Origin of the sequence: Cognatishimia sp. SS12 (genome assembly GCF_028369055.1) — a bacterium.
Classification (GTDB): Bacteria; Pseudomonadota; Alphaproteobacteria; order Rhodobacterales; family Rhodobacteraceae; genus Cognatishimia.
Genome location: NZ_JAQNCZ010000003.1, coordinates 358,209 through 382,468 on the forward strand (window position 1 = coordinate 358,209; position 24,260 = coordinate 382,468).

The window sequence follows — 24,260 nt, forward strand, 5'->3', positions numbered from 1 at the left end:
TATAAGATATGTGTTCCAACGTTCAGCAATTAACCAAACGCGGCTCTCAAGTTGCTTACGCAGCTTCTGCCTTTTCCTCGATGGTAGACAGAATGCTCGCGATGTTCGAAGCAGGTGCGCCAATTGCGCCAGCGATATTGGAAGCAGGTGCGCCAAGCATACCAGCGATAGTAGCAATAAGCTCTTCGCGGGAAGGCATCTTGGACACTTCTGTCACGCCAGCACGATCCAGAGCGTTCTCACCCATTGCACCGCCAAGGATGACGTATTTGTCATTTTCCTTGGAGAAGTCCTCAGCCACTTTGGCCGCGGCCACAGGGTCTTCGGAATAGGTCAGAACGGTCATACCCGACAGGAAGTCGCCGATGCTTGCGCAAGGCTTTCCTTCTAGGGCGATTTTGGCGAGCCTGTTTTTGGCAACGCGAACGGCAGCGCCTGCATCACGCGCTTTCGCGCGCAGGTTCTGCATGTCAGCAACTGTAAGACCCGCGTAGTGGGCAACCACTACAACGCCAGAGCTTTCAAAGATTTGGCCGAGTTCGTCGACCAATTTTTCTTTTTGTGCTCTATCCACAGTTTTACTCCAAATTTGGGAGGCATCCGCCCCCCGGCTCATATTTGCTAAGCGAAGCTCAGCGTTCAGGTCCGACTTACGGGGCTGAACCAAAACCACCCGAGGAAAGTCCCCGGTCAATCTGGTCTTTCCCGTCTCAGGCAAGAAATTAAGAAGGAAACCCTCACTCACCGTCTTGGACGAAATACAAAACAGCGCACGAAGAATCGCACGCTGGCTTGTAGGACTGTCATTTAGTTGGGATTAACCTGCTGCGCAAGGGGCAAGCAGGGGCATTTGCCACCTTTTGCCGATTGCTGCGAATTCTGACATGCATCTTAACACATAATTCTAAGGACGCAAAACCTAGACGTCTGCCTAGGTTCGGGCCAAAACAAAAGGCGCGCACCCTGCAGTGCGCGCCTTCGTTTGCAAGATCAGTGGATCTGCTTATTCCGCTGTTGCGTTCTCAACGCTGACAGTCACGCCTGGGCCCATGGTGGAGCTCAGTGCGATTTTCTTCACGTAGGCACCTTTTGCGCCAGCAGGCTTGGCTTTCAGAACTGCGCCCATAAAGGCACGAACGTTCTCAACCAGCTTGCCTTCGTCAAAGGAGGCTTTGCCAACACCAGCGTGTACAACACCTGCTTTTTCAGCTTTGAACTGTACTTCGCCGCCTTTGGCCGCTTCGACAGCTGCCTTGACGTCCATGGTTACGGTGCCAACTTTTGGGTTTGGCATCAGGTTGCGTGGGCCAAGCACTTTACCCAGACGACCAACGATGGGCATCATGTCAGGGGTTGCGATGCAGCGATCAAAATCGATGGTGCCGCCCTGGATGGTTTCCATCAGGTCTTCTGCGCCAACGATGTCTGCGCCGGCCGCTTGGGCCTCTTCTGCTTTTGCACCACGGGCAAAAACTGCAACACGCATGGATTTGCCGGTGCCGTTTGGCAGACCAACAACGCCGCGCACCATTTGGTCCGCGTGGCGTGGGTCAACACCCAGGCAAACAGCGATTTCTACGGTTTCATCGAATTTCGCAGCAGCATTGCCTTTGACCAGAGCAACCGCTTCTTCAACAGAAAGGTTGTCTTTGCCTGCGAATGCTTCGCGCGCGGCGCGGGTACGTTTACCAAGTTTAGCCATGACTTACCCTTTCACCTCGATACCCATGGAGCGTGCGGAGCCCATGATGATCTGCATTGCTGCTTCAACGTCGTTTGCAGACAGGTCTTTCATTTTCGCTTCCGCGATTTCACGAACCTGCTTGACGGTCACGGTCGCAACGGTTTCGCGGCCTGGGTTCTCAGCACCACGTGGACGGTTACGCTTGCCAACTGGCTTCAGGCCAGCGGCTTTTTTCAGGTAGTAAGACGCAGGAGGCGTCTTGATGTCCATGGTGAAGGACTTGTCCTGATAATAGGTGATCACGGTTGGGCACGGCGCACCGTTTTCCAGATCCTGTGTTTTTGCGTTAAACGCTTTACAGAATTCCATGATGTTGATCCCGCGCTGACCCAGGGCTGGGCCAACTGGCGGAGATGGGTTCGCTGCACCTGCAGGGATCTGCAGTTTCATAGTACCAGCAAGCTTCTTAGCCATCTGCTGTTCCTTTCAACGGGGGCAAAACGCGATTTGCCCGGTTTATGTTGCGTGGTCCGGCGTGATCATCGCGATGACCGTACCTCCCACGGGAGATTCGCCGCAGAAGCGGCTTAAGCGCGCGACCTACACCGCCCCTACCAAGATTGCAAGCGCAGGAAGCGTCACGCATGATATTCTTAATCGACCGCTGGCACCGCGCCGATCGCGCGCAACATATCCGGCAGCGGCGGCGTTTTGGCGCGCGGCCCTTTCGCCGCAGCGCGGTTGCCCAACTGGATGCGCACACCGGCGTTTAGGATGCGGTCATTGACGATCTCGGTGAACCCGCTGCTGCTTTGCTCGCGCGCTTCGATCCATTGAAAACCGCCATAAACCGTCATCGCATAACTGGTGCTGTCCCGCAGCAGATGTTCAATCTCAATGCTGGCGGTCCAGACGTCCACAGGATCTGGCCCGCTGCCCGAATCTGTGTCCTGTTCGCCCGCCAGTTTTGTCACCGACGCGCCAACCGAAGTTGCCCCACCGTTGAAATAATATGCCCCGGACAGGCCTACCATTACTGCGTTGTCGATCACTTCAGGGTCTTCGGCCCAGGTATCAAGGCTGCCAAGCGTGCCGGACAGAGACCAATTCTCGCCATACCAAGCCGCCTGCACGCCAAAGCTCGCAAAGCCAGCGTCCTGATCATCGTCCCACGGATTGGCGTTGACCTGCCCCAGCGACGCAAACCCACCAAGATAATAGGCCCCGAGCATCTGACCGCCTTGCACCGCAAGCTCGCTGCCGTTGCGGTAGGAGTCGCCTGACGGAATCCAACCAAACAACTCGGTTTCCGCAAAGCTGTGATCATAGCGCAAACGCCCCTGCAGAATGACGCCATTGTCAAAACGGGTGTTGGCCAGCGCCGAGATGCCGCCAAGTTCAAATTCTTCGATTTCGCGCAAAGGCGAACCCGAACTATTAAGACCATTGCCGCCGCGCCAATCATAGGCTGCTGACAAATCCAGCTCATAATAAGTCTGGTCTGCCGCAGCGGGCAGTGCTGCCAAACCAACCAAACCGATCAGCGTTGTTGCAAAAATTCTCATAACCATTCCCTCAAACGCCGAGAAGCGTTGTCATTTTTTCGCTCTTTTAGGGAGGTCACACAGCTTGCGAAAGTCGCGGACACAAAAAAGCCGCCCGAAGGCGGCTTAAGATAATCGGTGTACCCATCAGGTCACGCTTGCTTGGACACCTGAGTGAATTCCAGTTCGACCGGCGTTTCGCGGCCAAAGATCGACACAGTCACTTTCAGACGCTGGTTATCGTCATCCACGTCCTCAACCATCCCGTCAAAGCCTTCAAACGGACCGTCGTTGACTTGAACCTTTTCACCAACTTCAAACGAAATCAGCGTACGCGGTGCCTCTTCGCCTTCAGCGACACGACCCAGGATGGCCTGCACTTCGGCATCACGCATCGGCATCGGGCGGCCCTGCGGACCCAAGAAGCCCGTCACGCGGTTGATGGAGCTGATAAGGTGATAGCCCTGATCGCTCATCTCCATGCGCACGAGAACATACCCCGGCATAAAGCGGCGTTCGGTCGCGACCTTTTTGCCGCGGCGCACTTCGATTACTTCTTCGGTTGGGACCAGCACCTCTTCGATCTGATCCTCAAGGCCAGATTCGATCGCCGATTGGCGAATCTGCTCAGCGATCTTCTTCTCAAAATTTGAGAGGACGCTTACAGAGTACCAACGCTTTGCCATATGCCGTTCTTTCCCGTCCGTTCGGCTTCGTGCCGAAAATTATTTGACCTCAAGGGCTTAATGCCCGCTTTCCCAATAAAATCGGCGCGCAACTCGAATCGCAGCGCGCCATGTCAGAAAGTAGCCCGTCACCTACCGGGGAAGCGACGCAAATTCAAGGGCTTTGTCCGAAGACAAATCAGCCAAACATGTTGAGAACAATCTCAAGCCCGGTGCGGATGCCCAGATCCACTGTCGCAAAGAAAACAGCGGTCAGCGCCGCCATAATGAAAACCATGACGGTCGTCAAAACCACTTCGCGGCGGGTGGGCCAAACAACTTTGGACACCTCTGCGCGGGTCTGCTGAATGAACTGGGCTGGGTTCGTACGGGCCATGATGCATCTTCTTTTTCTGAATCGACTGCTGACATACGCCGCGCGCCGGGAAAATTCAAGGCCCGCAGTCTTGATGCGCGCCCGCGTGATCTCTTTATTTTATTTGCCCGGCACCGGGGCCGCCGCCGCCAAACCCGCAAGATCCGCGCCGCAAATCTCTGCCTCATGCGCGGTGATATGCGCGATCGGCCAATCCCACCAGGCAATGCGCTGCATCTCTGCTGCGTCTTCTTCTGACAGCCGCGCCCGGATCAGCCGCGCCGGGTTGCCGCCCACAATGGTATAGGGGGCAACATCGCTGGCCACGACCGCGCCTGCCGCAATAATGGCCCCGTCCCCGATGGTGACGCCGGGCATGATTTTGGCCCCGGCCCCAATCCAGACATCGTTTCCAACGCGCGTGTCTGCCCCCGGCGCAGGCCGGCTTGCGCGCCCCTCCCAGCCGCCACCAAACACAAGGAATGGAAAACTCGACAATCCGTCATAGCGATGATTGGCCGAGGCCGTGATGAACTGCGCCCCCGCAGCCAACTGACAGAACTTGCCGATGATCAAACGCTCTGGCGCGAAATCCCAAAGATAGGGCGCAAGCCGCTCTGCGATATCGCCGGGCTCCAGCAACGGCGTATGATCGGACATATAAGTATAGTCGCCAACCTCGATGCGCGGGTGCGTCAGCGCAGCTTTCAGAAACACAGTGCCTTTATGCACGGTGCCATCTTGCAGCTTGATCGGATGTACAGTGGTTGGGTCCGGAAAAGGCATGAAACGCTCCTGTCTGAAAATACGTCGAAAATCAGTGCAGCGCTATAGTCACGTTCCCAACTCCAGAAGGAATGGCAGGGGCAGCAGGGTTCGAACCCGCGACCTACGGTTTTGGAGACCGTCGCTCTACCAGCTGAGCTATACCCCTAAGGTGTGGATCGAATTACGAGAGACTCGCCGCAACTTCAAGCCAAAAAACGACTCTACCTCAGAAATCAGTTCACAGAATGCTCACGAAAAATCGCCGCCACTGACAGATCGCGCGCGGGTCTGTGAAAAGGTTGAAACATATTCAGGAAAAAAGCCCTGCACGTTTTTGTGACAGCAGGATGAAATCAGGAAATTCTCACGCTTCGCTCGCGCGCTGCTAACACCGGATCAGGCCGCAGGAGAGGCCATTGGCCAGTGTTTATTGATGTGCACGGTTGCTCTGCAATTTCGCACAGCCCCCTGTTTTCGCGCGGCTCATTTCAACGCAGAAAAGCGTGATTTTGCGTGTGCGTTTTCGTGAATTCAAACTCGGCCGCCGCCTTCCTAGTTTGTTTGGTGTCAGCACGACAGCTGGCGCAAACAACAAAACGCCCACCCCATCACCGGGCATGACACTAAAGAAAGGAACACTGACATGAAACGCATTCTGACACTCTCCGCCGCAGCCCTGATCGCCGTATCCGGTGCCGCATCTGCCATGACCGCAGGCAATGCAACTGTACAAAAATTTGCCCCAGAAGCTGACCTCTCCGGCTACTCGAACGCCGCTGTTGCCCACATCCTGAGCATCATCAACGACGATGGCGACGACAGCTTTGTGCAGACCCAAGCGCAAGTTCGCTCCGCGCTGAAGCACCTGCAATAACCCACCCTTACCCCACGACACCCCCAAAAAGGACCACTGACATGAAACGTATTCTGACACTCTCCGCAGCCGCCCTGATCGCCGTATCCGGTGCCGCATCCGCGATGACCGCAGGCAATGCAACTGTACAAAAATTCGCCCCAGAGGCTGATCTTTCCGGCTACTCGGACGCTGCTGTTGCCCACATCCTGAGCATCATCAACGACGATGGCGATGACAGCTTTCTGCAGACACAGGCGCAAGTCCGCTCCGCACTGAAGCACCTGCAATAACGCCCCTTACCCCACGACACTCCCAAGAAAGGACCACTGAAATGAAACGTATTCTGACACTCTCCGCCGCAGCCCTGATCGCCGTATCCGGTGCCGCATCCGCCATGACCGCAGGCAACGCAACTGTGCAAAAATTTGCCCCGGAGGCTGATCTTTCCGGCTACTCGGACGCTGCTGTTGCCCACATCCTGAGCATCATCAACGACGATGGCGACGACAGCTTTGTTCAGACCCAAGCACAAGTGCGCTCCGCGCTGAAGCACCTGCAATAATGCGCAGCATCTGATCCGCGCTGCTTTCCTCCCAATCAGCGCGGATCAAAGCGAAACAGGCGGCCCGCAAGGGCCGCCTTTCATGTGTTTGAGCTCTGGCATTTCGACCGCCCAGCCGGAGCGCCCCCAACGAAAAAGGCCGCCCCGTGGGACGGCCTTTCTAATTTCTGTCGCTGATGGCTTTCGGGAGCTTTTGCTCAGCTGAGCTGCTCAAAAGCCCCTACCGCCTGATCGTGTTTGAGCCCTTGCGGGCTCAAGCCACAATCTTACTCAACAATCTTAGATACAACACCGGACCCAACGGTGCGGCCACCTTCGCGGATCGCGAAGCGCAGGCCTTGCTCCATCGCGATAGGCGCGATCAGCTCAACGTCGAATTTCAGGTTGTCGCCTGGCATCACCATCTCGGTGCCCGCTGGCAGGTTCACTGTGCCGGTCACGTCTGTGGTCCGGAAGTAGAACTGTGGACGGTAGTTCGCAAAGAACGGGGTGTGACGACCGCCTTCTTCCTTGGTCAGGATGTAGGCTTCCGCTTCGAACTTGGTGTGTGGGTTCACGGAACCTGGCTTACACAGAACCTGACCACGCTCAACGCCTTCACGGTCAACGCCGCGCAGCAGCGCGCCAATGTTGTCGCCCGCTTCACCGCGATCCAGCAGTTTGCGGAACATTTCAACACCAGTACAGGTGGTTTTCTGAGTGTCTTTGATGCCGACGATTTCAATTTCGTCGCCCACGTTGATCACGCCACGCTCAACACGGCCGGTCACAACAGTACCGCGGCCAGAGATCGAGAACACGTCTTCGATTGGCATCAGGAACGGCTCGTCAACCGCGCGTGGTGGCTGTGGGATATACTCGTCAACCGCTGCCATCAGCTCAGAGATTTTCTCTTTGCCGATGTTGTCGTCGCGATCTTCCAGCGCCGCCAGAGCGGAGCCAGCAATCACAGGGATGTCGTCGCCTGGGTATTCATACTCAGACAGCAGCTCGCGGATTTCCATTTCAACCAGCTCGAGCAGCTCTTCGTCGTCAACCTGGTCAACTTTGTTCATGAAAACAACCATCGCAGGGATGCCAACCTGGCGGCCCAGCAGGATGTGCTCACGTGTCTGTGGCATTGGGCCGTCAGCTGCGTTCACAACCAGGATCGCGCCGTCCATCTGCGCCGCACCGGTGATCATGTTTTTCACGTAGTCCGCGTGACCTGGGCAGTCAACGTGCGCGTAGTGACGTGCGTCGGTTTCATATTCAACGTGCGCGGTGGAGATGGTGATGCCGCGCGCTTTTTCTTCGGGCGCACCGTCGATCTCGTCATACGCTTTGAAGTCACCAAATTGCTTGGTGATCGCTGCGGTCAGCGTGGTTTTACCGTGGTCAACGTGGCCGATTGTGCCGATGTTGCAGTGCGGTTTGGAACGTTCAAACTTTTCCTTAGCCATCTTCAGGCGCCTTTTATGTTAGGGGGGCCTCGGGTCGGCCCAAATTAATCTTCCGGGCGCGACATATTGGGTTGCAGCGCAAAAATCAAGCCACAGTTTTGCCTTCGCGCGCGCAATTCAGCGCAGGGCGCAAAACCCCGCGCTTTATAGGAAATTCACTCGTCGTTTTGGGGGCGCTCCGGCTCTTTCCAGCAGGCTGCAAGTTCCCGTTCGGTCGGTGTTTCTGTCATGCAGGCCGCGTTTTCGGCAAGCCATTTTTCAATCGCCCGCGCCGCATTCTCGGTCAGCGCTTCGATTTGTTCTTCACGGGTGCTCGTCAGGCCAGAGCCAAGAACCGGCGTGCCGCCAAACCGCTCCAAGACGATGACCTGCTTGGGTTCCTCGTGAAATTTGACACCTGCACGATCATCCCAGGCGGTTACGGTCATCGCCAGGACCGATTTTGGCGTGTAGACCAGCGGCAGACCGGGGCGCGCCAGGGCATAGGCCCCGATGTTCACGCCCAAATGCACCAGACGATCGCCATCGTACCGCCCCAGCCGTGTGTCGAGCTTGGCTTTCAGCGCTTCGGTCAATTCCTCTGGTGTCGCATTGCGTGATGTCGGGCCCTTTTTCAGATCAGGTGCCACGACGATATTGTGCCCCAGCACAAAATCACCCAAATCCAGTTTTGCTGGCGTATCCCCGTCCTGCGCGCAGGCTGTCAGGCTGAGAATCAGGGCCGCGAGGGCAACGAGACGTTTCATGCATCTTCCTCTAGTAATGGTCCTTAACGGCATAACCCAACCCATGCGAGGGCGCAAATGATCCGAGGCAATTGCGCGATCCACAGCTTTTCTTGGCTGCAAAACCATCTAGACTACCCGTAAGGAGGATCAAGGATGCCAGACCAGCCGCCTTTGCCTGTCCACGCCGCGCTGCATCGCACGCCATTGGGTCTTTGGGCGAGCCTGAAAGCCGCGCGCCACAATCTCTTGGGCATTCTGCCTTACATCGCCGTGAAGCAACCCATGGTGTCGGGCAAGACCGGCCTGCGCTGGCACATGGTGATGGACCCGGCTGCGATCCGCCACATGCTGCTGGAAAAGCTGGAGGATTACCCAAAATCCGCCGCCACCAAAAACCTCTTGCGCCCGGCCATCGGCGAAAGCCTGTTCGTGGCCGAAGGGGCCCATTGGCGCTGGCAAAGACGCGCGGCTGCCCCGGTGTTTTCGCATCGCAATGTCACGGCTTTGGGCCCGATCATGCAAGCGGCTGCCGCGCGCTGTGCGCAGCGCATTCAGGGGCAACACCCGGCTGCGGTGGATCTGATGGATGAAATGGTGCGCACCACCTTTGATGTCATCGCTGATGTGACCTTTTCCGGCGAAGGCGCGTTTGACGCCGCCGCTGTGCACCAGGCCATTGATGCTTATATTGCCGATGCCGGGAAGATCTCTTTGCTTGATATGATCGGCGCACCAGATTGGCTGCCGCGTCCGGGGCGCATCTGGGCGCGCAACACCGTCGGCGATATGAAACGTGTCGCGGACGAGGCGATCGCCGCCCGTCAGGCGCGTGGGCCGCGTGATGTGCCCGATTTGCTGGATCTGTTGCTGGAGGGCGAAGATCCTGAAACGCAGCAAAAGATGAACGCGGCAGAATTGCGCGACAACCTCCTGACCTTCATTGTCGCAGGCCATGAGACCACCGCCCTTACCCTTTCGTGGGCGCTTTATCTTTGTGCCTTTGATCCGGCTGTGCAGAACCGGGCGCGGCAAGAGGTGCTTAAGGCCATTGGCAACAGGCCCATCCGGGCCGAAGACCTGCCGAAACTGCCTTACTTGCGGGCCCTGATAGACGAAACCCTGCGGCTTTATCCGCCTGCTGGCATCGTCTCGCGCACAGCGCAGGCAGCCGATACGCTTTGTGGGCGCGAGGTGCGCCCCGGTGATACCGTCATGATCCCGATCTATGCGCTGCATCGGCATGAATTGCTGTGGGAAGACCCTGACCATTTTCGCCCAGAGCGGTTTTTGGATCAGAAACCGGTGGATCGTTATGCCTATCTGCCGTTTGGCGATGGGCCACGGATTTGTATCGGCGCAAGTTTTGCCATCCAAGAGGCGATGATCATACTGGCCACTCTGTTGCAAAGCTTTCGCTTCAAATCCATCCCCGGCCGCACGCCTAAGCCGGTGATGATCCTGACGTTGCGCCCCGAAGGCGGGGTCTGGCTCACTGCGGAGCCGCTTTAGCGGCAGATCGCTTTCAGGGCCTGCCATTCCGTGTCGCTGAGAAGCGGGGCCGCGATGAAGCCGCGCGCCTCGGCCTCAGCCTGCCAGACCTCGGCCCTGTCGATGCGCCGACCCAACGAGGGATGGCTGAGGAAATGCGCGGTTGTGCCGTCGATATCGCCGTAAAGGCTGCGGAACCGGTCAAACATATCGCCGAGCGCCTTGGGCGGCACGCTTGCCGCTTCCATCAGCGTTAGCGCAAATTCATCCGCGCCGCTTTCCGCCGCTTGCGAATACTGAGCATCGATCAAACGTTCGGTCAAAAAGAGCACCAAAGCCCCGCCCGCGAAATCCCCAAACAGCAGCCCCAAGACCCCGATGGACCCGGCTGAGCGCAGCGCATGGCGCGTTGGGTCGCGGCTGACCACATGGCCGATCTCATGCGCAAAGACCGACGCGAATTCTTCTGGGGTTTCAGCGGCCTGCAACAGCCCGTCAAAAAAGACCACATGCCCTCCGGGCAGGGCAAAGGCATTCACCATCTCATGATCCAGAACATGCACGGTCAATGGGGTTTGCAATTGGGCATGCACCGCCAGGCGCGCCTCGATCTTGGACAGTGCGGCCTGACCAGCGTCCCCCTCACATGTGGCAATCGGAAAGGCGTCCCCTCCGCCCAGCGCGCTGCGGATCTGCCCCAGCGTCGCATCGCCGAGCGCCTTTTCCCCTTCGGGCGGAATGAAATTGGCCAGCTGGTCGGCCATGCGCGGCACGAGCACAAAGATAATCAAGGCAACCGCCGCAAGCGCCATAAGCGCCCAGCGCGCAACGCGGCTGCGTTTGACATGGCTGTGGCGGCGGCTGAGGTTCGGGAACCGCTGCGCTAGGCGCATCTCATCGGTCACAAGCCGCGCCACAGGATCCCCTGCGCGCGCCAACACCAATTCGTCTTTTGTTGCTTGATCCGGGAGTTGCCGCACCTCATTCAGGGGCCATGTGACGTGTTGGCCGGGCAGTTCGATCACAAGCGCGCGTCGACTTTCTTCGATGCGCAGGCGCGCTGGCTGGGCTGTGGCTGTATGCCCGTCAAAGTAGGTGCCCAGCGCCCCCAGTGCCGCGGGGCGCACGCCCACACGGATCGTGGTTTCATCACTCATATCGCAGCCCCCACATCCAGCGCTTCGGCAAAGCCCTCGGCCTCGCCAAACTCATCGCGCGGACGCTGCCGCACTTCCTTGAGCGCCACCGGGTGATGGATCTTGAGCGTCTCAGCGTAATGGCGCAACAGCGGAAACCGCACAAAGGTATGCGTCAGCGCCGACCACATCAAAAACAGTGTGAAATACCCCGCGACGGCCAAGACAACGGCGACAATGCGCGGCAGATCGGTCAGAACACCAATTTCCATCTCAAAGCCCGCCCCATAGGACATCGCCACCACGACAATCAGGGCAATGATCGGGATCAGGCAGAGCGACGCGACAAGCGACGCCAGCAGATAGCCCCAGAAATAGATGCCCGTCACGCGCCAGAACCGGGGGGCGATGGACAGATTGGCCTCTGTCAGATGCTTGTTTTCCGTCAGATAGCGCAGCGATTTGACATGATAATTTACTACGCCCAACGCCGCCCAGATCGGCAGGACAGTAAAGGCGATTGGCAGCGCCACAAGCAAAGTTCTAAAGAGCTGCGCAAAGGGCGCAGATTCTGCTGCTTCATCAAACAGATCATCGAAAAGCTCGGGCGCAACGATCTGCGAATCCACATAGACCAGCGTCGCCAGAAACACCGCGAGCGCAAAGAGCGGCAGCCACACCCCGAGCCAGGGGCGCAGCAGACCGGTCCACCGCCCCTCCTGCCGAAGCGATTGATCGCCGAAAAACGTCCGGTCGGTGATGAATTTTTCCAAATAAAATGCCTTGCGCGGCCACAGCAGCCCGCAGGTGATCAGTGTCAAAAACCAATGCCAAAGCGCACGGCGCGCATACCCCCAGGCCCCGGGCGCGAGACCAAAGCGGATGCCCTGCCAGCGGGTGCGCGCCAAAACATAACGCCGCGCGCGGTAGCGGGCGTAAAACCACAGCGGGATCACCCCCAGAAAGCTGAGGAAATAGGCCGCGACATTTCCGTTGAACAACGAAAAGCTGGCAAACATCAGCAACAGGTTCACGACCCCGATGTAAAACGCCAGAAAAACCACCGCGATCAGAAACCCAAGGAGTTTCTCCCATGGGTCCCCGACATATTCCACCGGGTGGCCCAGCGGGCGGAACGCGGACCAATACCAGCGCCGCAGTTTGGTTTTCATCCAAAACCGGTAAAGGCCAAGTGTCAGCACCGTCAGCAGGCCAAGGCCAATGGTCATGCGAAACAGACGCCAGCGGCGACCCGCGAAATCGGTGCTGCCCACCGTGGGCTCAGCCGGCGGCGCATCTTTGGCCGCCTGCCAGGGCGAGACGAGTGTCATCGCGCTCCCTCTCTCATCCGGTGCACGCCCAAAGGCCCGCTGATACACGTCGGCCCACCTAATGGGGTGAGCCGGTCACTCAATTAAATTTGTTGTCACGCGGGAAGCCGCGCGGGGCCATGCGCCCGGTGCCAGCGCGTTTGCCTGTCCATTCGGCAAGTTCGGTCTCGGTCCGGGTGCGGCCGGCTGGGTCTTTCCAGCTCAGCCCTTCGTCCATCACAAAGGTCGCCGCATCGCTCAGCCCGCCATCTTTGTATTTCTGCAGCCTCACGCCTTTGCCGCGCGCCATTTCCGGCAATTCGTCCCGCGCAAAGACCAAAACCTTGCGGTTTTCGCCCACGCAGGCGACCGCATCGCCCGTGGCCGGTTTGCAGAGCAGGGCTTTCACCTCGCCGCGCACATTCAGAACCTGTTTGCCGGTCCGCGTCTGGGCAAGCACATCGTTTTCGGCGACGATAAACCCGTCGCCTGCGGTCGAGGCCACTAGCAGCTTGCGATCCGGTTGATGGGTAAAGATGTCAACGATGTCAGCCTCATTTGGCAGATCTACCATCAACCGAAGCGGCTCGCCCATACCGCGCCCGCCGGGCAGGTTGCTGGCCGACACGGTGTAAAAGCGACCGTTGGTGCCAAACACCAAAAGGCGATCGGTGGTTTCGGCGTGGAAGATGAACCGCGGCCCATCGCCATCTTTGAATTTCAACTCGCGCGTCAGGTCAATATGGCCTGACATGGCGCGAATCCAACCCATCTGCGAGCAGACAACCGTGATTGGTTCGCGGTCGATCATTGCCTCAATCGGCACATCTTCGACCTCACCGGCTTCGGCGAACTGCGTCCGCCGCGCGCCGCCATCGTAATCCTTGCCAAAGGTCTTTTTGGTGATCTTGAGTTGTTCGGCAATCTTGTCCCATTGCAGCTGGTCGCTGGCCAACAGATCCTCAAGATCCGCACGCTCGGCCATCAGAGCATCGCGTTCCTTGATCAGCTCCATCTCCTCAAGGCGGCGCAGACTGCGGAGCCGCATGTTCAGGATCGCTTCGGCCTGCACCTCGGTCAGCTCGCCCTCACTCTTGGCCGGCAGCGGCGATTGATAATCCTTTTCATCGGTGGCGCGTACAAATGCCCCGCCCCAACTTTCCGCCATCAGCGCCTGTTTAGGGGAATCATCATAGCGGATGATATCAATGACCCGATCCAGATTGAGGAAAGCGATAATAAAACCTTCCAGCACCTCAAGACGGTGATCGATCTTTTCCACCCGAAAATGCGAGCGGCGCTGCAACACGTCGCGGCGGTGGTCCAAGAAGGCCTGCAAGACCTCTTTCATGCTGCAGACCTTCGGTGTCACGCCATCGATCAGCACGTTCATATTCAGGCTGAAGCGCACCTCAAGGTCGCTGCTGCGGAACATCATGTTCATCAGCACCTCAGGCTCGACATTCTTGGAACGCGGCTCAAGGATCACCCGAATATCATCAGCAGATTCATCGCGAATATCCGCCAGAATCGGCACTTTCTTGGTCTGGATCAGCTCAGCGATTTTCTCGATCAGCTTGGATTTTTGCACCTGATAGGGGATTTCAGTGACAACAATCTGCCACTGCCCGCGGCCAAGATCTTCAACTTCCCATTTGGCGCGCAGCCGGAACGACCCGCGTCCGGTTCGGTAAGCCTGCGCAATGTTTTCTTTTGGCTCAACAATCACGCCCCCGGTCGGAAAATCCGGCCCTGGCACGTAATTGAGCAACGTATCATCGCGCGCATCGGGCGTTTTGATCAGATGCAGGCAGGCCTCCACCAGTTCGACAATATTGTGCGGCGGAATATTCGTCGCCATGCCCACGGCGATTCCCGCCGCGCCATTGGCCAGAAGCGTCGGAAACTCCGACGGCAAAACCACGGGTTCAGTCAGCCGGCCATCATAATTGTCACGGAAATCAACGGCGTTCTCATCAAGCCCCTGCAACATCGCCTCGGCGACAAAGGTCATCCGCGCTTCGGTGTAACGGCTGGCCGCCGGGTTATCGCCGTCGATGTTGCCAAAATTGCCCTGACCATCGACAAGCGGGTAGCGCACGTTGAAATCCTGCGCCAAACGCGCCATCGCATCATAGATGGCCGCATCGCCATGCGGGTGAAAATCCCCCATGGTATCCCCGGAAATCTTGGCTGATTTCAAAAACTTACCGCTCGACGCCAGCTTTAGCCGACTCATCGCATACAAAATGCGCCGGTGCACGGGCTTCAGCCCGTCGCGCGCATCGGGCAACGCGCGGTGCATAATCGTGCTCAGCGCATAGGTCAGGTAACGCTCGCCAATGGCGCGGCGCAACGGCTCTGCAACTTCAAGCGATGGGGTGTCTTCGTCGTCAACAAGATCAGTCATAGGAAAGTGATACAGCCCCGCCCAAACCCCGACAAGCGAGCATAGGGGGAAAAGCCGCGATTTTTGCCCTGAACTTGAGAAATCGTAAATGTGCTATACTTCCCCCGTACCGCCGCGAAAGGCTGAGTCCTTTTGGGGCGGCAGTATAGGGGATGATACAGTGTTACGATTTATTGGTTTAACCTTCGTGTTCTTGGGATGGGCTTTCTACGAAGCAAGTGGGGGCTCAGACTTTCAACCGGGCTATCGCGCCGCGCAGGATGCGGCGCGCAGTGGCGAAACCGAAGTGGTGATTGCCTCTGATGAGGCAGATGCTGACGCCATACCGCCAGAGGTACTGGAGCCGATCTTGGCCAGTTTCTATGAGCGTCCTGCGCTCGTGGGCACACCGGTGCCCATACCTCAAGAAGAGATCGCCGTTGTTGCGCCTGCCAGCACGGCTGCCGAGGCATCAGACACCGTGGGCGTGCCCGTGGTTCAAGCCAGCATGAGCACGGCGGATGTCACCACAGCAACAGCCTCGGCCCAGCCCGAAGTGACGCGCGCCAGCGCACCTGCCTTTTCGCTCGCCGTGGCTGGCAATGGGGTGCAAGCCCCCGATTTCCGCCAGGTGTCTGCCTATCGCGTCAATCTGCGCAATGGCCCGGGCACTGAATATTCTGTCATCGGCAAGTTCATCCAAGGCACACAGGTCGAAGTTCTGCGCGATGAAAATATCGGATGGGTCAAGCTGCAGTCGCTTGAAACCGGGCAGATCGGTTGGATGGCGTCGCGCCTTCTGGAAAAAATCGATCAATATTGATCCAAGCGCGTGATTGCGCCGCCCGGCGGCTTGCGTCATGCTTTGCAAAGCAAGGCAAGCAGCAGGCAAGGCAGCATGACGAAATCCATTCTGATCACCGGATGCTCCTCGGGCATCGGTCACAATGCAGCCATCGGGCTCAGTGCCCGGGGCTGGCGCGTCTTCGCCGCCTGCCGCAAGGAAGAAGATTGCCAGCGTCTGCGTGACATGGGGCTGGAAAGCCCGCGCATTGATTATCAGGACCACGACAGCATTCGCCGCGGACTTGCCGAGGTGCTCACAGCAACAGGCGGCACGCTGGATGCGCTTTTTAACAATGGGGCCTTCGGGGTGCCCGGCGCGGTCGAGGATCTGCCAACCGACGCGCTGCGCAGCATCTTTGAGGCCAATGTTTTCGGCTGGCATGATCTGACACGGCAGGTCATCCCGGTGATGCGCGCCCAAGGGCATGGGCGGATCATCAACAACTCATCGGTTCTGGGGCTGGTGCCGCTGGGCTGGCGCGGGGCCTATGTGGCAACAAAATATGCACTCGAAGGGCTGACAGATGTGCTGCGCATCGAAATGCGCGACACCCCCATCCACATCTGCCTGCTCGAACCCGGCCCGGTGACATCCAATATTCGCAAAAATTCGATCCCGCATTTCGAACGCTGGATCGATTGGCAGGCCTCCCCGCGCGCACAGCAATATGAAACCCGCCTGCTGAAACGCCTCTATGAGGATCGCGGCCCCGATCCATTTGAATTGCCACCCGAAGCCGTCACCCGAAAACTGGTGCATGCGCTGACCGCCCGCCGCCCGCGCCCACGCTATTACATCACGACCCCCACGTATTTCATGGGCGCAATGCGCCGCCTGGTGCCCACGCGCACGTTGGATTGGCTCATCGCCAAGGGCTGAAAAAACTGATAGCCTCGCGTCACTTCGCCGCTCGCCTTCCGTGAAAATCACGCTATCTAGAGCGCAGTCCTATAGGAGTGAGTGATGCTAAAAGATCCCCTGTTTCTCATCGCGGCTGCGGCCTCGATTGGTGTTCTTGTTGTTCTGATGATCGGCATCGGCGGCTTTGCACGCGGGGGCGAATTCAACAAGAAATACGCCAACAAGCTGATGCGACTGCGGATTGCTGCGCAGTTTGCCGCGGTCGTGCTGATCCTACTGTTTGTATTCTTCAGCGGGCGGGGCTGACATGGTTGTCCTGAATAAGATCTACACCAAAACCGGCGACAAAGGCACAACCGCATTGGGCAATGGTGATCGCGTTGCCAAACATGACGCGCGGGTCAATGCCTATGGCACCAGCGATGAACTCAACGCTTTTGTCGGCGTCGCGAGACTGGCGGCAGAGGGCGCGATGGATGATCAACTGGCGCGCATTCAGAACGATCTCTTTGATCTTGGGGCCGACCTGTGTCGCCCGGATCTCGCCAAGGACGCCGACGCAGAATTCCCACCGCTGCGCATGGCCGAAAGCCAGGTCAAACGGCTAGAAAGCGAAATTGACGCGATGAACAGCGTGCTCACACCGCTGCGCAGCTTTGTGCTGCCAGGCGGCAGCGCGCTGTCCGCGCATCTGCATGTCTGCCGCACGGTGGCGCGGCGCGCCGAGCGGCTCAGCACCGATCTGGCCAGCCACGCCGAGGTGAACCCGCATGTGATCACCTATCTCAATCGCCTCTCTGATTGGTTCTTTGTGGCCGCGCGCATCGCAAATGAAAACGGCGAAAAAGATGTGCTTTGGGTGCCGGGTGCCAACCGCTGACTGATAGCGCCATCACCGAAGAGCCCCGCGATCCTTGCCGAAATAAACAAAGAAAACGCGACGTCCGAACGCAAGAATCTGACGATTTTCGCCTGTTTCTAGTGCGCCCGACGGGCTATCAAAGCCGGGATGGAATGATTTGCCGAGTCGCCTGCGACCGGCAGTTTTAAAGGAGTCTGACGCAATGAAGGTCATGGTACCTGTCAAGCGCGTGATTGACTACAACGTGAAGGTTCGCGTGAAAGCGGACGGCAGCGGAGTTGATCTCGCCAATGTTAAAATGTCGATGAACCCGTTTGACGAGATCGCGGTGGAAGAGGCGATCCGTCTGAAAGAGGCCGGTCAGGCCGATGAGGTGATCGCGGTATCCATCGGCGTGAAGCAGGCGCAGGAAACCCTGCGCACGGCGCTGGCGATGGGCGCGGATCGCGCCATTCTGGTGGTCGCGGCTGATGACGTGCATCAGGATATCGAGCCGCTGGCCGTGGCCAAGATCCTGGCCAAGCTGGTGGAAGAAGAGCAGCCCGGTCTGGTGATTGCCGGCAAACAGGCGATCGACAACGACATGAACGCCACCGGCCAGATGCTGTCGGCGCTGCTGGGCTGGTCGCAGGCGACCTTTGCTTCCGGCGTTGAAATCGCTGGTGAGACCGCCAAAGTGACCCGCGAAGTTGACGGCGGCCTGCAGACCATTTCGGTCAAACTGCCCGCGATCATCACCGCCGATCTGCGCCTGAACGAGCCGCGCTATGCCTCGCTGCCCAATATCATGAAGGCCAAGAAAAAGCCGCTAGATGAAAAGACAGCCGCCGATCTGGGCGTGGATGTGACCCCGCGCCTCAGCGTGGTGAAAACGGCAGAACCGGCAGAGCGCTCTGCCGGGATCAAAGTCGGCTCAGTGGATGAGCTGGTTGAGAAACTCAAAGACGCGGGGGCGGTGTAATGGCTGTACTTCTTTTGGCTGAAGTCACCGATGGCGCGCTGGCGCTGGATGCCACTGCAAAGGCTGTGACTGCGGCGCAGGCCCTGGGCGATGTCACTGTTCTGGCGGCGGGGGCCTCTGCCGCGGCGGCGGGCGAAGCTGCCGCCAAGATCGACGGCGTGACCAAGGTTCTGGTGGCCGAAGACGCCGCCCTGGGCCATCGTCTGGCGGAGCCGACGGCGGCGCTGATTGCGTCCCTGGCGGCCGATTATGAGCATATCGTGGCCCCGGCGACGACGGATGCGAAAAATATCCTGCCGCGCGTTGCGGCGCTTTTGGATGTGATGGTGCTCTCGGATGTGACGGCGGTTGTCAGCGCCGATACGTTTGAGCGCCCGATTTATGCCGGCAACGCGATTCAGACCGTGCAAACCTCGGACGCCAAAAAGGTCATCACCTTCCGCACCGCCGGTTTTGAGGCCGCGGGCGAAGGGAGCGCAGCCCCTGTTGAGAGCATTTCTGCCGCCGAAAACCCCGGCCTGTCCGAATGGGTGGAAGACAAGGTCGCCGAAAGCGATCGGCCCGAGCTGACCTCAGCAGGCATTGTTGTCTCTGGCGGGCGCGGCGTCGGTTCTGAAGAGGATTTTGCGCTGATCGAAAAGCTGGCCGATACACTCGGCGCAGCGGTGGGGGCCTCGCGCGCGGCGGTGGATTCAGGCTATGCGGCCAATGATCTTCAGGTCGGGCAGACCGGCAAGGTCGTCGCGCCGGAGCTTTACATCGCCATCGGCATTTCCGGCGCGATCCAGCACCTGGCCGGGATGAAAGACAGCAAGATCATCGTTGCGATCAACAAGGACGAAGACGCGCCGATCTTTCAGGTCGCCGACTACGGCCTCGTCGCCGACCTCTTTGAGGCCGTGCCCGAACTCACCGAAAAGCTCGGCTAAGCCCAGCGTTTCAAAGGCAATCGCGATTTACAAAGGTCCGCTTCAGGCGGGCCTTTGCTTTTGTGCATTGGGCAGCAGCGGCCTGAGCACTTTGATAAGGCTGCGCGCCGCCTCATCATGGGCCTGAGGCCCCAGCATCTGCGCGGCCATCTGTTTTTCATGCGGCGCAAACACCATGCCAACCGTGCCGGCGACCCGCGCCTCCCGGCTCAGCCGCACCTGAACCACCCCATCGACCATCGGGCGCAGCCGATCAAGCATTGCTGCGTCGACAAACAACGGCTCAGGCCCATCTGCGCTGGTGATCGGGGTAGTGGGCGGGCTGTGCGGCGCAAACCACAGCAGCACTTTCTTGCCCGGCAACTGTTCAATCAAAGTCTGCATGCGCGCCATCCAGGCCGAGCGTAATTCTTCGCGCATGAAGGAAAAGCGATCTGGCGCGCGCTGCTCAATGCCCTGCAACAAGTGGCGCGTAAAATGATATTCCGCAAAATCCACGTCGCGAAACACCGACTCCATCAAAGCAGAGGGATCCAGAAACCGATCATTGCGGCGCGGGTGCACGCGGTAATAGCGATTGGACATATTATGTGCGCCCAGCACCTGAATCACCGTAATTTCGGCCCCGGCCGCAATCGACATCACATCCGGATCTTGCAGGAACACATCAACACCCGCGTTCATGCAGCCAAAATTCACACAAGGGATGCTGAGCAATTCTTCGGTCAGGTCAATGAAAGGCGCGACGATGAATTTGCCATAGGTTTCCGTGCCGCCAAGAAAGGCGATATAGCGACCATTTGTGCGGCGCTTGGGCCCACGAAAATTGATCCGCGATTGCCCATAGCGACAGGGGTCGTAATGCAGGGCGCGTCGTCGCGTCTGGGGATAGTTCATTCTGTCACCTTTCTGCCCACCAAAGCCATGAAAAGGCGAATCCCCTTGCGATCTTGTTAAAGAGACGATTTTCAGCAAATTGTTTCTGTCGCTGCCTCTTGTGAAGTGCCCATCAGCGCGCGTAATGTCTGGCAAGAGGCGAAGGGGTTGAGCATGGAAGTCAAATCTATTGGGGTCATCGGCGCGGGCCAGATGGGCAACGGCATCGCGCATGTCATGGCATTGGCCGGCTATGATGTCGTGCTGAACGACATTCAACAGGACAGCCTGGATGCCGCGGTTGCCCGGATCTCGAAAAACATGGATCGCCAGGTATCACGCGAAGTGATCAGCGCAGATGCCAAGGCCCTCGCCATGGCGCGGATCTCAACCACCTTGGCGCAGCCAGAGGTCGGCCAAACCGACCTGATCATCGAAGCCGCGACAGAAAATGAAGAGATCAAATACAAGATCTTTGAAGGGCTGTTGCCGCATATTCAGCCCCATACAATCCTGACATCCAACACCTCCTCGATTTCGATCACCCGGCTCGCCAGTCGCACGGATCGGCCTGAGAAATTCATGGGCTTTCATTTCATGAACCCAGTGCCGCTGATGCAGCTGGTTGAGCTTATTCGCGGGATTGCAACGGATGACGAGACCTACGCGACCTGCCATGGGATTGTGGAAAAACTGGGCAAGACCGCGGCCTCAGCCGAAGATTTCCCGGCCTTTATCGTCAACCGCATCCTGATCCCGATGATCAACGAAGCCTGCTATACGCTTTATGAGGGCGTGGGCAATGTCGCCTCTATCGACAATGCGATGAAACTGGGTGCGAACCATCCGATGGGGCCGCTTGAACTGGCGGATTTCATCGGGCTGGACACCTGCCTTGCGATTATGAACGTGCTGCATGACGGGCTGGCGGATACCAAATATCGCCCCTGCCCTTTGCTGACCAAATATGTGGAAGCCGGCTGGCTGGGTCGCAAGACCAAACGCGGATTTTATGATTATCGCGGCGAAACCCCGGTGCCGACGCGCTAGGCCCTAAGAGTCAGATTTGGTACCAAGCCCGAGCGTATGCGCGCGCAGATAGGCCATGAAGCCGCGTGGATCGCTTTGCAACTGTTCCATCTGTTGATCTGTCAGCGGCGCGCCGATCACGGGTTTCTGCGGCTTGTTACAGGCATTGACGATTTCATGCAGCAAGAGCCCCTGCCGCAGCGTCGCTGAGATGCGGTTTGCCATCTGATACCAGCGCGAATTTTGCCCTGGGAAAAAGATCGGCACCACCCGCGCGCCCGACCGGCGGATCATCTGCGCGGTAAAGACGTTCCACTCGCGCTCGATCACCGGGCCAAACAGGCTGTCGGACGATGACACCACACCCGAGGGAAACAGCGCAACAACACCGCCCTGCTTCAGGAAGTCCATCGCTTTGGCGCGCATTTCGACCATCTTGCGCTGCGCATCCGGGTCATGGGGAAAAGGCACCGGGATCATGAACGAGGTCGCGGCCTCATCCAGCCCCGTCAGAACGGAGCGCGTCAGGATGCGATAATCTTCGCGCACCCGGCCAATCAGTTCCGCCAGGATCATCCCATCCACCATGCCGTGCGGATGGTTGGCGACCACGACAATCGGGCCCTCTTTGGGGATGTTGTTGATTTGCTCTTCGGGCGTTTGCAGATCGATCCCCATGACGCCAAGCGCCCCGCGCCAGAACGCCTGGCCGCGATGGTTGGCATTCATGCGCTCAAACCGGTTGACCATGCGCAGGATCGAGATTTTGCCGGTGAACCATTCTATGGTCTTGATCGCAGCCGTTGTCCAACTGTCGTCAAACGAATGCGCATAGGTCAGCTGCCGGCGGTCGTAGGTCTCGCCGCCGTTTTTGGCCGTGGCCGGTGTTTCAGATGACTTGTCCAACGTGTTTACTTCCTGTCCGGCTGAGACTCCGAGGCCGCCCGGCGGGCCTCAGAAGCCTTCTCCGAACTTATCGGCGACCAGCGCCTCAATCGCGTCTGCCAGTGCCGCGGCGTCGGGACCGGATGTCTGCACATCGATCTGGGTCCCGCAGGACGCGGCCAGCATCAGCAACCCCATAATACTGTCGCCGCCTGCACTCAACCCATCCTTGGACACTTCTGCCGAAGCGTCAAACCCTTCGACGACCTCGACCAGCTTGGCGGAGGCACGGGCGTGCAGCCCTTTTTCGTTCACAATCTTCAGTGTGCGTGTTTCGCTCTGCGTCATAAATTCAATCAATCTGCCACAATATTTTGGCTGTCTATATATTTGCGACCTGCATCCAGTGCAGCCCGCACGGCATCAGGCACCGGCAGATGCCGACTTTTCGCGAGCTTTATCAACATTGGGAGGTTCGCACCATAGACGATGCGGCGATTTTCGGGGGCGCAGGCCCGCAGGGAAAGGTTGCTGGGAGAGCCGCCAAACATATCGGTCACGACAACAACGCCGGCCCCTGTGTCGACCTCGTCGGCGGCAGTGCATATTTCGCTCTGCTTGGTGCCGCGATCATGGTCAGCAGCAATTGCAATGGCACGAATGCCTTTCTGCGAGCCTACAACATGCTCAACAGCGAGGAGATATTCCTTTGCCAACCCGCCATGGGCCACAATGACAATTCCGATCACGCCTTTGCTTCCTTGCTACCAGCAGCCTTTTGCACCGACGCGCTCCTCCCTTCGCGTCGATCCAATTCGCGATGCCTAATTGACACCTGCCAGCCAGCTTGCGCAAGGGCCTGCGCCAGCTTTTCGGTGACAAAAACCGATCGATGTTGCCCCCCAGTACACCCGAGAGCGATATTCAGATGTGCCTTGCCTTCGGCGCGATACGCCGGAAGGAGAAACGAAATCAAACCTCGCAACCTATCAAAGAACTCCTCGAATCTCTCGTCCTTAGCGACAAACTCGGCCACGGCCTGATCACGTCCATCAAAGGCGCGCAGGCTTGGGTCCCAATAGGGATTTTGCAAGAACCGACAATCCTGAACCATATCCGCGCCGAGCGGTACGCCGCGCTTGTAGCTAAAGCTGGTCAGGGTCACAGCCAGGAACTTGCCGCCACGCGGCGCAAACTGATGCTCCAGCGTGTCCCGAAGCCCATGCACATTCAGGTCAGACGTGTCGATCAACACATGGGCGCTGGCGCGGATCGGGGCCAGCAGCTCTTGCTCGCGCTCGATGCCGACCGTCACGCTTTCGGCTGGGGCCAGCGGATGGCGCCTGCGGGTTTCACTATAGCGCCGCTGGAGCACCGCAGGGCTGCAATCCAAATACAGCAACTCGGGCGCATGCGCGCGCAGCGCGTGCATCAAATCAAGCAACGCAGATGCGCTGAAATCCCGGTTGCGCGTATCAAGGCCCAAGGCGAGCGGCCGCTCTAGCGGCGGGCCGGAAAACAGCCGCGACACCAGCCCCAGTGGCAGATTGTCGATGGTTTCAAAGCCGACATCTTCCAGCACTTTGATCGCGGTCGAGCGCCCGGCCCCCGAAGGGCCCGTGACCAGCACGAGTCTCTGGTTCTGCTCTGCGTTGGGTATATTGGTCATCTCAGTCGCTCCGACCGTATCTTACATAATGTATGATCGCTGCTGGAAAATGTGGGGATGCGACGTGAAATAGCAAGGGCAACGTAACGCCCAATCGCGTGATCGTGTGCGCTGGGGGCAACCGCTTGGTTTCAACGCGCCCCAGATCCACCCATAGTGCCAGCGGCGTCGGTCCCGCCGGGACGGCACGCAAGATCCCCACACCGCGCGCCTCGATTTTTCCTGAGATCGGCTTTGGGCACTGCGCCACAATCTGGGCACCGTCGCGCGCCAGCACGGTTTGGTCATCCGCCACCAATTGGGCACCGCGACTGATCAACTCCAGCGCCAGAGCGGATTTGCCGCTGCCTGACGGCCCTGAGAGGAGCACGCCCCTCCCTTCGATACTGACAC

29 protein-coding genes and 1 tRNA gene are annotated in these 24,260 nt (G+C 58.4%); 11 read left to right on the forward strand and 19 right to left on the reverse strand.

Going from position 1 to position 24,260, the window contains the following annotated elements; translation table 11 throughout:
- Positions 1–55: 55 nt before the first annotated feature.
- From rplJ to N6L24_RS08910, 8 genes are all read right to left on the reverse strand, one after another.
- Positions 56–574: a 50S ribosomal protein L10 gene (gene rplJ, locus N6L24_RS08875; protein WP_271844417.1), complete on the reverse strand. Its 519-nt coding sequence runs from the start codon at positions 572–574 to the stop codon at positions 56–58.
- Between the two features lie 429 nt (positions 575–1,003).
- On the reverse strand, positions 1,004–1,702 hold the full coding sequence (gene rplA, locus N6L24_RS08880) for a 50S ribosomal protein L1 (protein WP_271844313.1): 699 nt from the start codon (positions 1,700–1,702) through the stop codon (positions 1,004–1,006).
- A 3-nt stretch (positions 1,703–1,705) separates the two neighbouring features.
- Positions 1,706–2,158: a 50S ribosomal protein L11 gene (gene rplK, locus N6L24_RS08885; RefSeq protein ID WP_271844314.1), complete on the reverse strand. Its 453-nt coding sequence runs from the start codon at positions 2,156–2,158 to the stop codon at positions 1,706–1,708.
- Positions 2,159–2,337: 179 nt separating this feature from the next.
- Positions 2,338–3,249, reverse strand: coding sequence for a hypothetical protein (locus N6L24_RS08890; RefSeq protein WP_271844315.1), 912 nt, complete (start codon positions 3,247–3,249; stop codon positions 2,338–2,340).
- Positions 3,250–3,380: 131 nt separating this feature from the next.
- Positions 3,381–3,914 carry a transcription termination/antitermination protein NusG gene (gene nusG, locus N6L24_RS08895; RefSeq protein ID WP_271844316.1) on the reverse strand — a complete coding sequence of 178 codons (534 nt, stop codon included), beginning with the start codon at positions 3,912–3,914 and terminating at the stop codon, positions 3,381–3,383.
- A 178-nt stretch (positions 3,915–4,092) separates the two neighbouring features.
- Complete coding sequence (secE, locus tag N6L24_RS08900; RefSeq protein WP_271844317.1) at positions 4,093–4,290, reverse strand: preprotein translocase subunit SecE; 198 nt, start codon at positions 4,288–4,290, stop codon at positions 4,093–4,095.
- Between the two features lie 99 nt (positions 4,291–4,389).
- Positions 4,390–5,055, reverse strand: coding sequence for a CatB-related O-acetyltransferase (locus N6L24_RS08905; RefSeq protein WP_271844318.1), 666 nt, complete (start codon positions 5,053–5,055; stop codon positions 4,390–4,392).
- 72 nt (positions 5,056–5,127) lie between these two features.
- A tRNA-Trp gene (locus N6L24_RS08910) sits at positions 5,128–5,203 on the reverse strand.
- A gap of 477 nt (positions 5,204–5,680) precedes the next feature.
- Between N6L24_RS08910 and N6L24_RS08915 the strand changes: the two genes are divergently transcribed.
- The 3 genes from N6L24_RS08915 to N6L24_RS08925 are packed head-to-tail and all read left to right on the forward strand — an operon-like array spanning position 5,681 to position 6,455.
- Positions 5,681–5,911, forward strand: a complete 231-nt coding sequence (locus N6L24_RS08915; protein ID WP_271844319.1) for a hypothetical protein — start codon at positions 5,681–5,683, stop codon at positions 5,909–5,911.
- 41 nt (positions 5,912–5,952) lie between these two features.
- Positions 5,953–6,183 carry a hypothetical protein gene (locus tag N6L24_RS08920; RefSeq protein ID WP_271844320.1) on the forward strand — a complete coding sequence of 77 codons (231 nt, stop codon included), beginning with the start codon at positions 5,953–5,955 and terminating at the stop codon, positions 6,181–6,183.
- Positions 6,184–6,224: 41 nt separating this feature from the next.
- Positions 6,225–6,455 (forward strand): hypothetical protein, encoded by a 231-nt coding sequence (locus tag N6L24_RS08925; protein WP_271844321.1) that lies wholly within the window; start codon positions 6,225–6,227, stop codon positions 6,453–6,455.
- 266 nt (positions 6,456–6,721) lie between these two features.
- On the opposite strand, the gene tuf is transcribed toward N6L24_RS08925, so the two are convergent.
- Both tuf and N6L24_RS08935 read right to left on the reverse strand, forming a co-directional pair.
- Positions 6,722–7,897, reverse strand: coding sequence for an elongation factor Tu (gene tuf / locus N6L24_RS08930; protein WP_271844322.1), 1,176 nt, complete (start codon positions 7,895–7,897; stop codon positions 6,722–6,724).
- 155 nt (positions 7,898–8,052) lie between these two features.
- The gene (locus N6L24_RS08935) at positions 8,053–8,643 is read right to left on the reverse strand and encodes a hypothetical protein (RefSeq protein ID WP_271844323.1); all 591 of its coding nucleotides are present in this window, start codon (positions 8,641–8,643) and stop codon (positions 8,053–8,055) included.
- A 135-nt stretch (positions 8,644–8,778) separates the two neighbouring features.
- On the opposite strand from N6L24_RS08935, the gene N6L24_RS08940 reads away from it, so the two are divergent.
- Positions 8,779–10,134: a cytochrome P450 gene (locus N6L24_RS08940; RefSeq protein WP_271844324.1), complete on the forward strand. Its 1,356-nt coding sequence runs from the start codon at positions 8,779–8,781 to the stop codon at positions 10,132–10,134.
- On the opposite strand, the gene N6L24_RS08945 is transcribed toward N6L24_RS08940, so the two are convergent.
- The 3 genes from N6L24_RS08945 to N6L24_RS08955 all read right to left on the reverse strand — a co-directional run bounded on the left by N6L24_RS08945 (position 10,131) and on the right by N6L24_RS08955 (position 14,969).
- Positions 10,131–11,270, reverse strand: a complete 1,140-nt coding sequence (locus N6L24_RS08945) for a M48 family metallopeptidase (RefSeq protein ID WP_271844325.1) — start codon at positions 11,268–11,270, stop codon at positions 10,131–10,133. The two genes, N6L24_RS08940 and N6L24_RS08945, sit on opposite strands and share 4 nt — an antisense overlap.
- A complete protein-coding gene (locus N6L24_RS08950; protein WP_271844326.1) occupies positions 11,267–12,580 on the reverse strand; it encodes a DUF898 family protein in 1,314 nt (437 codons plus the stop codon). Before N6L24_RS08950 ends, N6L24_RS08945 begins: the two co-directional genes overlap by 4 nt.
- A gap of 79 nt (positions 12,581–12,659) precedes the next feature.
- The gene (locus tag N6L24_RS08955) at positions 12,660–14,969 is read right to left on the reverse strand and encodes a DNA topoisomerase IV subunit A (protein WP_271844327.1); all 2,310 of its coding nucleotides are present in this window, start codon (positions 14,967–14,969) and stop codon (positions 12,660–12,662) included.
- Between the two features lie 160 nt (positions 14,970–15,129).
- Here N6L24_RS08955 and N6L24_RS08960 point away from each other — a divergent pair, with 160 nt between their 5' ends.
- The 6 genes from N6L24_RS08960 to N6L24_RS08985 all read left to right on the forward strand — a co-directional run bounded on the left by N6L24_RS08960 (position 15,130) and on the right by N6L24_RS08985 (position 19,408).
- On the forward strand, positions 15,130–15,771 hold the full coding sequence (locus N6L24_RS08960; protein WP_271844328.1) for an SH3 domain-containing protein: 642 nt from the start codon (positions 15,130–15,132) through the stop codon (positions 15,769–15,771).
- Positions 15,772–15,846: 75 nt separating this feature from the next.
- The gene (locus N6L24_RS08965; protein WP_271844329.1) at positions 15,847–16,674 is read left to right on the forward strand and encodes an SDR family NAD(P)-dependent oxidoreductase; all 828 of its coding nucleotides are present in this window, start codon (positions 15,847–15,849) and stop codon (positions 16,672–16,674) included.
- A gap of 84 nt (positions 16,675–16,758) precedes the next feature.
- Entirely contained in the window at positions 16,759–16,962 is a 204-nt protein-coding gene (locus N6L24_RS08970; protein WP_271844330.1) for a twin transmembrane helix small protein, read from the forward strand.
- Position 16,963: 1 nt separating this feature from the next.
- On the forward strand, positions 16,964–17,536 hold the full coding sequence (locus tag N6L24_RS08975) for a cob(I)yrinic acid a,c-diamide adenosyltransferase (RefSeq protein ID WP_271844331.1): 573 nt from the start codon (positions 16,964–16,966) through the stop codon (positions 17,534–17,536).
- Positions 17,537–17,720: 184 nt separating this feature from the next.
- On the forward strand, positions 17,721–18,479 hold the full coding sequence (locus tag N6L24_RS08980; protein ID WP_271844332.1) for an electron transfer flavoprotein subunit beta/FixA family protein: 759 nt from the start codon (positions 17,721–17,723) through the stop codon (positions 18,477–18,479).
- Positions 18,479–19,408, forward strand: coding sequence for an electron transfer flavoprotein subunit alpha/FixB family protein (locus N6L24_RS08985; protein ID WP_271844333.1), 930 nt, complete (start codon positions 18,479–18,481; stop codon positions 19,406–19,408). Before N6L24_RS08980 ends, N6L24_RS08985 begins: the two co-directional genes overlap by 1 nt.
- A gap of 42 nt (positions 19,409–19,450) precedes the next feature.
- Here N6L24_RS08985 and N6L24_RS08990 read toward each other — a convergent pair whose 3' ends face one another.
- Positions 19,451–20,305, reverse strand: a complete 855-nt coding sequence (locus N6L24_RS08990) for a DUF6473 family protein (protein WP_271844334.1) — start codon at positions 20,303–20,305, stop codon at positions 19,451–19,453.
- A 153-nt stretch (positions 20,306–20,458) separates the two neighbouring features.
- Between N6L24_RS08990 and N6L24_RS08995 the strand changes: the two genes are divergently transcribed.
- Positions 20,459–21,334 (forward strand): 3-hydroxybutyryl-CoA dehydrogenase, encoded by an 876-nt coding sequence (locus N6L24_RS08995; RefSeq protein WP_271844335.1) that lies wholly within the window; start codon positions 20,459–20,461, stop codon positions 21,332–21,334.
- Between the two features lie 3 nt (positions 21,335–21,337).
- On the opposite strand, the gene N6L24_RS09000 is transcribed toward N6L24_RS08995, so the two are convergent.
- From N6L24_RS09000 to N6L24_RS09020, 5 genes are read right to left on the reverse strand one after another with little or no spacing between them, the layout of a single operon-like run.
- The gene (locus tag N6L24_RS09000; RefSeq protein WP_271844336.1) at positions 21,338–22,219 is read right to left on the reverse strand and encodes a lysophospholipid acyltransferase family protein; all 882 of its coding nucleotides are present in this window, start codon (positions 22,217–22,219) and stop codon (positions 21,338–21,340) included.
- A gap of 48 nt (positions 22,220–22,267) precedes the next feature.
- Entirely contained in the window at positions 22,268–22,546 is a 279-nt protein-coding gene (locus N6L24_RS09005) for an HPr family phosphocarrier protein (RefSeq protein WP_271844337.1), read from the reverse strand.
- 8 nt (positions 22,547–22,554) lie between these two features.
- Positions 22,555–22,947 carry a PTS sugar transporter subunit IIA gene (locus tag N6L24_RS09010; protein ID WP_271844338.1) on the reverse strand — a complete coding sequence of 131 codons (393 nt, stop codon included), beginning with the start codon at positions 22,945–22,947 and terminating at the stop codon, positions 22,555–22,557.
- Complete coding sequence (gene rapZ / locus N6L24_RS09015; RefSeq protein ID WP_271844339.1) at positions 22,944–23,867, reverse strand: RNase adapter RapZ; 924 nt, start codon at positions 23,865–23,867, stop codon at positions 22,944–22,946. Before rapZ ends, N6L24_RS09010 begins: the two co-directional genes overlap by 4 nt.
- A 1-nt stretch (position 23,868) precedes the next feature.
- Positions 23,869–24,237, reverse strand: a complete 369-nt coding sequence (locus N6L24_RS09020) for an HPr kinase/phosphorylase (protein WP_442872590.1) — start codon at positions 24,235–24,237, stop codon at positions 23,869–23,871.
- Between the last annotated feature and the right edge of the window lie 23 nt (positions 24,238–24,260).

Excerpts from the sequence above, each read along its gene's own strand:
- N6L24_RS08905 (WP_271844318.1), bottom strand. The coding sequence starts at position 5,055 with ATGCCTTTTCCGGACCCAACCACTGTACATCCGATCAAGCTGCAAGAT.
- N6L24_RS08940 (WP_271844324.1), top strand. The coding sequence starts at position 8,779 with ATGCCAGACCAGCCGCCTTTGCCTGTCCACGCCGCGCTGCATCGCACG.
- N6L24_RS08985 (WP_271844333.1), top strand. The coding sequence starts at position 18,479 with ATGGCTGTACTTCTTTTGGCTGAAGTCACCGATGGCGCGCTGGCGCTG.
- secE (WP_271844317.1), bottom strand. The coding sequence starts at position 4,290 with ATGGCCCGTACGAACCCAGCCCAGTTCATTCAGCAGACCCGCGCAGAG.
- N6L24_RS08925 (WP_271844321.1), top strand. The coding sequence starts at position 6,225 with ATGAAACGTATTCTGACACTCTCCGCCGCAGCCCTGATCGCCGTATCC.
- N6L24_RS08935 (WP_271844323.1), bottom strand. The coding sequence starts at position 8,643 with ATGAAACGTCTCGTTGCCCTCGCGGCCCTGATTCTCAGCCTGACAGCC.
- N6L24_RS08945 (WP_271844325.1), bottom strand. The coding sequence starts at position 11,270 with ATGAGTGATGAAACCACGATCCGTGTGGGCGTGCGCCCCGCGGCACTG.
- tuf (WP_271844322.1), bottom strand. The coding sequence starts at position 7,897 with ATGGCTAAGGAAAAGTTTGAACGTTCCAAACCGCACTGCAACATCGGC.
- nusG (WP_271844316.1), bottom strand. The coding sequence starts at position 3,914 with ATGGCAAAGCGTTGGTACTCTGTAAGCGTCCTCTCAAATTTTGAGAAG.
- rplA (WP_271844313.1), bottom strand. The coding sequence starts at position 1,702 with ATGGCTAAACTTGGTAAACGTACCCGCGCCGCGCGCGAAGCATTCGCA.
- N6L24_RS08975 (WP_271844331.1), top strand. The coding sequence starts at position 16,964 with ATGGTTGTCCTGAATAAGATCTACACCAAAACCGGCGACAAAGGCACA.
- rapZ (WP_271844339.1), bottom strand. The coding sequence starts at position 23,867 with ATGACCAATATACCCAACGCAGAGCAGAACCAGAGACTCGTGCTGGTC.
- N6L24_RS08920 (WP_271844320.1), top strand. The coding sequence starts at position 5,953 with ATGAAACGTATTCTGACACTCTCCGCAGCCGCCCTGATCGCCGTATCC.
- N6L24_RS08955 (WP_271844327.1), bottom strand. The coding sequence starts at position 14,969 with ATGACTGATCTTGTTGACGACGAAGACACCCCATCGCTTGAAGTTGCA.
- N6L24_RS08970 (WP_271844330.1), top strand. The coding sequence starts at position 16,759 with ATGCTAAAAGATCCCCTGTTTCTCATCGCGGCTGCGGCCTCGATTGGT.
- N6L24_RS08995 (WP_271844335.1), top strand. The coding sequence starts at position 20,459 with ATGGAAGTCAAATCTATTGGGGTCATCGGCGCGGGCCAGATGGGCAAC.
- N6L24_RS08965 (WP_271844329.1), top strand. The coding sequence starts at position 15,847 with ATGACGAAATCCATTCTGATCACCGGATGCTCCTCGGGCATCGGTCAC.
- N6L24_RS08980 (WP_271844332.1), top strand. The coding sequence starts at position 17,721 with ATGAAGGTCATGGTACCTGTCAAGCGCGTGATTGACTACAACGTGAAG.
- N6L24_RS08915 (WP_271844319.1), top strand. The coding sequence starts at position 5,681 with ATGAAACGCATTCTGACACTCTCCGCCGCAGCCCTGATCGCCGTATCC.
- N6L24_RS09005 (WP_271844337.1), bottom strand. The coding sequence starts at position 22,546 with ATGACGCAGAGCGAAACACGCACACTGAAGATTGTGAACGAAAAAGGG.
- rplK (WP_271844314.1), bottom strand. The coding sequence starts at position 2,158 with ATGGCTAAGAAGCTTGCTGGTACTATGAAACTGCAGATCCCTGCAGGT.
- N6L24_RS08950 (WP_271844326.1), bottom strand. The coding sequence starts at position 12,580 with ATGACACTCGTCTCGCCCTGGCAGGCGGCCAAAGATGCGCCGCCGGCT.
- N6L24_RS08890 (WP_271844315.1), bottom strand. The coding sequence starts at position 3,249 with ATGAGAATTTTTGCAACAACGCTGATCGGTTTGGTTGGTTTGGCAGCA.
- N6L24_RS08990 (WP_271844334.1), bottom strand. The coding sequence starts at position 20,305 with ATGAACTATCCCCAGACGCGACGACGCGCCCTGCATTACGACCCCTGT.